Origin of the sequence: Verrucosispora sp. SN26_14.1 (assembly GCF_004307965.1) — a bacterium.
GTDB lineage: Bacteria > Actinomycetota > Actinomycetes > Mycobacteriales > Micromonosporaceae > Micromonospora.
On the sequence record NZ_SISL01000353.1, the window covers coordinates 1 to 6,164 of the forward strand.

The 6,164-nt window shown below is 72.4% G+C and carries 7 protein-coding genes; 1 reads left to right on the forward strand and 6 read right to left on the reverse strand.

All coding sequences use genetic code 11. The annotated features are described in order from the left end of the window. The coding region (locus EYA84_RS24145) for a hypothetical protein (protein ID WP_131055620.1) at positions 1-193 on the reverse strand (193 nt) is incomplete at its 3' end. A 118-nt stretch (positions 194-311) separates the two neighbouring features. Between EYA84_RS24145 and EYA84_RS24150 the strand changes: the two genes are divergently transcribed. Next, positions 312-1,103: a GNAT family N-acetyltransferase gene (locus tag EYA84_RS24150; protein ID WP_131055622.1), complete on the forward strand. Its 792-nt coding sequence runs from the start codon at positions 312-314 to the stop codon at positions 1,101-1,103. Here EYA84_RS24150 and EYA84_RS24155 read toward each other — a convergent pair. The 5 genes from EYA84_RS24155 to EYA84_RS24175 form a co-directional block, all read right to left on the reverse strand. Beyond that, positions 1,010-2,308, reverse strand: a complete 1,299-nt coding sequence (locus EYA84_RS24155; RefSeq protein WP_131055624.1) for an MFS transporter — start codon at positions 2,306-2,308, stop codon at positions 1,010-1,012. The two genes, EYA84_RS24150 and EYA84_RS24155, sit on opposite strands and share 94 nt — an antisense overlap. Further along, positions 2,305-2,898, reverse strand: coding sequence for a helix-turn-helix domain-containing protein (locus tag EYA84_RS24160; protein ID WP_131055626.1), 594 nt, complete (start codon positions 2,896-2,898; stop codon positions 2,305-2,307). The genes EYA84_RS24155 and EYA84_RS24160 overlap by 4 nt, the downstream gene beginning before the upstream one ends. An 88-nt stretch (positions 2,899-2,986) precedes the next feature. Then, positions 2,987-3,145 carry a hypothetical protein gene (locus tag EYA84_RS24165; RefSeq protein WP_236145933.1) on the reverse strand — a complete coding sequence of 53 codons (159 nt, stop codon included), beginning with the start codon at positions 3,143-3,145 and terminating at the stop codon, positions 2,987-2,989. A 60-nt stretch (positions 3,146-3,205) separates the two neighbouring features. Next, entirely contained in the window at positions 3,206-5,011 is a 1,806-nt protein-coding gene (gene aspS / locus EYA84_RS24170; protein ID WP_131055628.1) for an aspartate--tRNA ligase, read from the reverse strand. A 280-nt stretch (positions 5,012-5,291) separates the two neighbouring features. After that, on the reverse strand, positions 5,292-6,164 hold an 873-nt coding region (locus EYA84_RS24175; RefSeq protein ID WP_131055630.1), incomplete at its 5' end, for a S1 family peptidase.

A 6,164-nucleotide genomic window follows, 5' to 3' on the forward strand; every position in this document is an offset into this window, starting at 1 on the left:
GGCGGCCCCGGTACCAGCGGCCGCCTCCGCCACCGCCGCCCCGGCCGACGCCGGCCAGGAAGAGGGCCAGCAGCAGCAGGCCGATCAGCACGAGCGTGTTCCAGTTGAACAGGTCCGGTGCGCCGAGGTCGGTGTCGAGCAGGTCGAGCAACAGGGCGAAGCCGAAGACCGCAGCGGCGGCGATGGCGAGCATGTCGTTCCTCCGGTGGGGGTTCCAGTAGGTTCGGCGCGGGATGTACCCGATCGGTCGGCTCGCCAATCTCCACCCTGGATGCGAGCCGCCCCGCAGCGCCCCCACCTAGGCTGTTGCGGTGATCATCCCTGCGGAGGCGCTGGTGGGCCGGGAGGCGATCCTGACCGCCGTGGACCACCACCCCTTCTTCCGGCACACGGTGCCGCGCCACGCCCCGGTGCGCGGCTGGCGACACGAGGGGGCGGTGTGCTGGCTGCTGTCGTCGCCACAGTCGACGGTCTGCGCCGCCGTGGGGCCGCCGGACGCGGCTGTCACACTGGTCGCCGCGCTGGCCGAGGAGCGGACGCTCGACCCGGGCCAGTGGGTGCACCTGCCCCGGCGGGATCCGGCCACCGACCGCGCCGGTGCGGTCGTGGCGGCGTACCGGGACTGGGACTTTCTCTGGACGACCGGCGCGCCGCCGCCGCAGCCCGGTGAGGAACACGTGGTCCGCCTGGACGCGGCGGACCATCCGGCGCTGACCGCGCTGATCGACGCGGCGTTCCCCACCAGTACGGCGCGGCCGGGCGATCCCCGGATCGTCGACTGGTACGGCATCCGCGACGGCGACCGGTTGATCGCCGCCGGGGCCGACCGGACCCGGGACGAGGTCGGATTCCTCGCCGGGCTGGTCGTCTGCCCGACACACCGCAACCAGGGGCTGGGCGCGGCGCTGACCGCCGGCATGACCCGGGCGTTGTCCCGGCGGTACGACATGGTGGCGCTCGGCGTCTACCCGGACAACACCGGCGCGATCCGGTTGTACCGGCGGCTCGGCTACACCGGCGCCTTCCCGCTCGCCTCGGTCCGTCTCCCCGCACCGGCGGACGCCCCGGCGGACGCGCGGGCAGCCCGCCAGGCCGGCAGATAGAGCGGCGCGGCCACGGCCAGCACCACCGCGCCGACCAGCATCGCCGTGCCCACCCCGGCCCGGTCGCCGACGAAGCCGAGCACCGCCCCGCCCAACGCTCCCGCCGGCATGGCCACCATCGAGTTCACCGAGATCACGCTGTTGCGGTAGGGACCGTCCACCTGCCGGTGCAGCAGTCCCATGTGCAGCGGATTGGACGCGCCGTGCACGGCGTAGCAGGCGATGAACGCGATCAGCACGCCGACCGGACCGGCCAGCAGGGCCATGCCGACGACCGTGACGCCCTGCACGATCCGCAGCAGGGCGGCACCGGGTGCGGCCCCCAGCCGACGGATCAGCAGCGGGGTGAGCGCCGCACCGCCGGCCGACGCCAGCCAGGCCACGGTGTTGGCCGGACCGAGCAGGGCGGCGGCCCGGTCCGGGTCACCCACCACCTCGGCCAGCCGCACCGGCAGCAGGCCCTCGAAGGTCATCATGCCGAAGCCCCAGAACAGCTCGACCGCGACCAACGCGAGCAGCACCCGGGACCGACGCAGCAGGCCGAACGCCTCGCCCACCATCCGCGGCGCCGCGCGGACCGAGGACCGCAGCGCACCCGCGCCCGCCGCCGGGCGCTGCTCCACCAGCAGCGCCAGCAACGCCACCAGCGCGACGGCCTGCAACAGGACCGCGATCACGATCGGCGTGGTGAGCGCGCTGACCGGACCCACCGGCCCCAGCGCCACCAGCCCGCCGCTGAGCAGCGCACCGGCCGCCATCGACAGGCCGAGGACCGCGCCACCCTGACCGAGCCCCTTCTCGTACGCGGCGTCCGGGTCGGCGGCGAGGGTGCTGTTGACGTACCAGGACTCCAACGGCCCGCTGTCCAGGGCTCGGAACACGCCCTGCAACGCCCAGACGGCGGCCAGCAGGGCGAAGGAGTCGGCGACCACCAGCAGGGCCAGCGACACCAGGCCGACCACGTTCGCCACCACCAGCACCGGCCGGCTGCCCAGCGCGTCGGCGAACCCGCCGGTCGGCAGCTCCAGGGCGAGCACCACCACCCCCTGCGCGCCGACGGCCAGGCCGATCTGGGTCAGGGTCAGGCCCCGCTCCTGCATCAGCAGGATGGTCACCGGGATCATCAGACCGACCGGTAACCACCGGAGCCCGTGCAGGATCAGGAAACGACGGCGGATCTGGAGCACGGACAGGTCGCTCGTCACCGCTTCTCCCCCATCAGCAGCGGGTGGCTGGCCAGGACGACCTGCACCTGCTCGGCGCCGGGCGCATCGGGATCCGCCTCGGCGTGGTAGCGCTGGAGGATCTGCAACAGCTCCGCCTGGAGTTCCTTGAGCCGGGCCGCCGGGATGGTCATGAAGACGTCGCTCATGCCGAAGGCTTCGCGCCACTCGGGCGACCACTGGTCGCGTACGGCGAACCATCGCTCGGCGTGCTCGACGAAGAGGCGCACCTGGTCGGCCTGGATCCACTCGATCGCGGCCCGCGCGTCCGGATCGTCGTCGAAGTCGGTGCTCTCGAAGCTCGTGACGTCGTGCGCGGCCCGCCACCAGCGTTGCCGCCCGGCGCCGCGGTCGGTCTCCTCGACGACCAGCCCGACCTCGGCCAACTGGCGCAGGTGGTAACTGGTCGCGCCGGTGTTGGTGTCCAGCAGCTCGGCGAGGGTGGTGGCGGTCGCCGCCCCCTTCACCCGCAGCGCACCGAGCAGCCGGTTACGCAGCGGGTGCGCCAACGCACGGACCTGCCGATGATCGATCCGCACCCGTCGCGGTGCCGGCTTCTGCACGTCTCCCATGACCACACCGTAGCGGTGCACAGTTCTTATGCACAAGTATTGTGCATAGAGATCGTGCATCCGGGCGGAGCGGTGTTCGTGGTTCGACTCAGACGGCGAGAAGCTCGGTGACGCCACGCAACCGCGTCCGCAGGAGCGTGGCGGCGCGCGTGGAATCCAGACGCACCTCGCCGGGACGGAGCACCCCGGCAGCGACCCCGGTGGTGGTGTGCAGGCCGGTCGGGTCCAGGCCCTCCCGCCGGGCCACGGCCCGCCACGCGATATGAGGTCGGCGGGCGCGTCGCCCGCCGACCTCACGCGGTGTCGGTCAGGTGGGGTCGGCGACCGGGGCGGCCGGACCGGCGGTGCCGGTGTGCGGGACCTGGGCCGGCTTCGGCTTGGCGTCGATACCGGCCTCGGCGCGCTGCTGCCCGGTGATCGGGGTGGGTGCGCCGGTCAGCGGGTCGAAGCCGCCGCGCGTCTTCGGGAAGGCGATGACCTCGCGGATCGAGTCGACACCGGCGAGCAGCATGCAGACCCGGTCCCAGCCGAACGCGATGCCGCCGTGCGGGGGCGGGCCGTAGCTGAACGCCTCCAGCAGGAAGCCGAACTTGTCCTGCGCCTCCTCCGGCGTGATTCCGAGCAGCTCGAAGACCCGCTGCTGCACCTCACGACGGTGGATACGGATCGAGCCGCCGCCGATCTCGTTGCCGTTGCAGACGATGTCGTACGCGTAGGCCAGCGCCCGGTCCGGCGCCTCCTCGAAGCGGTCCATCCACTCGGCGTTCGGCGAGGTGAACGGGTGGTGCACGGCCGTCCAGCCACCATCGTCCGTCTTCTCGAACATCGGCGCGTCCACCACCCAGCAGAACGCCCAGGCGCTCTCGTCGACCAGACCGGCCCGCTTGGCGATCTCGATCCGGGCCGCACCGAGCAGCTCCTGAGCCGGGCGTGCCTCCGGGCCGGCAGCGAAGAAGACAGCGTCGCCCGGCTTGGCGCCGACGGCGTCGGCCAGCCCGGCCAGGTGCTCGGCGGAGAGGTTCTTCGCCACCGGCCCGCGCGGCTCGCCGGTCTCGGCGTCCAACACCACGTACGCCAGTCCCTTGGCACCGCGCGCCTTGGCCCAGTCCTGCCAGCCGTCCAGTTCCTTGCGGGTCTGACCGGCGCCGCCGGGCATCACCACCGCACCGACGTACCCGCCCGCGTCGATCGCCCCGGCGAAGACCCGGAACTGGGTGCCGCGCAGGTAGTCGGTCAGCTCGGTCAGCTCCACGCCGTAGCGCAGGTCCGGCTTGTCCGAGCCGTACCGGGCCATGGCGTCGTGCCAGGTGATGCGCGGGATCGGGCGCGGGATCTCGTACCCGGCCAGGTCCGACCAGAGGGCGGCGGCGATCTCCTCACCGAGGTCGATCACGTCCTCCTCGGTGACGAAGGACATCTCGATGTCGAGCTGGGTGAACTCCGGCTGCCGGTCGGCCCGGAAGTCCTCGTCGCGGTAGCAGCGGGCGATCTGGTAATACCGCTCCATGCCGCCGACCATGAGCAGCTGCTTGAACAGCTGCGGGGACTGCGGCAGCGCGTACCAGCTGCCGGGTTGCAGGCGGACCGGGACCAGGAAGTCGCGGGCGCCCTCCGGGGTGGACCGGGTCAGCGTCGGCGTCTCGATCTCCAGGAAGTCCCGCTCGTGCAACACGCCACGGGCGAGCTGGTTGGCCCGCGAGCGCAGGCGCATCGCCCGGGCCGGGCCGCCCCGGCGCAGGTCGAGATAGCGGTACTTGAGGCGGACGTCGTCGCCGGCCACCACCTGGTCGTCGATCGGCAGCGGCAGCGGAGCGGCCTCGGAGAGCACGTCCAACTCGGCGGCGGTCACCTCGATCTCGCCGGTCGGCAGCTCCGGGTTCTCGTTGCCCGCCGGGCGACGGGTGACCTCACCGACGACCTTGACGCAGTACTCGTTGCGCAGCGCGTGCGCGTCCTCCTCGCGGAAGACCACCTGGACCACGCCGGATGCGTCGCGCAGGTCGACGAAGATGACACCGCCGTGGTCGCGCCGGCGGGCCACCCACCCGGCGAGCGTCACCGTGGTGCCGGCGTCCGTCGCGCGCAGGCTGCCGGCGTCATGGGTACGGATCACGACGTGCGTCTCCCTCGTCTGGCTCTACGTCCGTTGCTCCCGGCATTCTGTCAGCCCTCCCCCGTCCCCGTTCCCCGGGTGCAAGGAAGGGCCCCCTGTTAACGCCTCGCGCATAGCAGGGGTCCCCTACTAACACCAGCGCGCCGGTTGGCGTTAGCAGGGGACCCTTCCTATACCGCAGGCGTTAGCAGGGGACCCCTGCTTACAAGCCGGGCGGGCCGCCGGAGGAGGAATCCGGCGGCCCGCTGGCGGAGGAGAAGGTCAGATACGTGAGTACGGGTCAGTAGACGCTGACGCCGTACCGGCTCAGCACCGGTCCGATGGGCTGGAAGAAGGTGGTGCCGCCGATGCTGCAGTTGCCGCTGCCGCCGGAGGTCAGGCCGAGCGCGATGGTGCCGCTGAAGAGCGAGCCGCCGCTGTCGCCCGGCTGGGCGCAGATGTTGGTCCGGATCAGGCCGCGCACCTGACCCTCGGCGTAGTTGACGGTGGCGTTGAGGGCGGTCACCGAGCCGCTGCGCACACCGGTGGTGCTGCCGGAACGCTGCGCCGACTGGCCGACGTACGCGTTGCCGGAAGCGGTGATCTCCCGGTAGGTGCCGTTGTGGAGGTAGACGTTGCCCGGCTGCACGACGCTCTGGTTGGCGTAGCGGACGATGCCGTAGTCGCTGCCCGGGAAGACGCTGCCGGTACGCGAACCGAGCAGCGCGGTCTGCGCCGAGTTGCTGTACCAGTTCGCGGCGATGTTGGTGCAGTGGCCGGCGGTCACGAAGTAGTAGGTGCTGCCGGCGCGCACGTTGAAGCCGAGCGAGCAGCGTCCGCCACCCTGCGCGTAGATCGCCTCGCCACCGGAGATGCGGGTGCTCAGCACACCGGCCTGGGCCTCGATGCGGACGGCGCCGTTGGTGCGGGCGGCGGCGGCCTTGACCCGCTCCAGCTTGGCGCCGGTGACGGTGCTGTCGACGGAGACGACGACCTGGTTGGTGGCGGGGTCGGTCCACCAGGCGGTGCCCGGGATCGCGGCGGAGCGCTCCAGCACCGCGGTGGCCCGGTTCAGCTCGGTGGCACCACGCGTGACCAGCTTCGGGGTGGCGCCGGCGGCGGCCACCTGGCGGGCCGCGACGGCGTCGGTCACCGCGACGACCATGGCGCCGCT

Bases quoted from the DNA above. Each gene is read 5' to 3' on its own strand.
- EYA84_RS24160 (WP_131055626.1), bottom strand. From the start codon at position 2,898: ATGGGAGACGTGCAGAAGCCGGCACCGCGACGGGTGCGGATCGATCAT.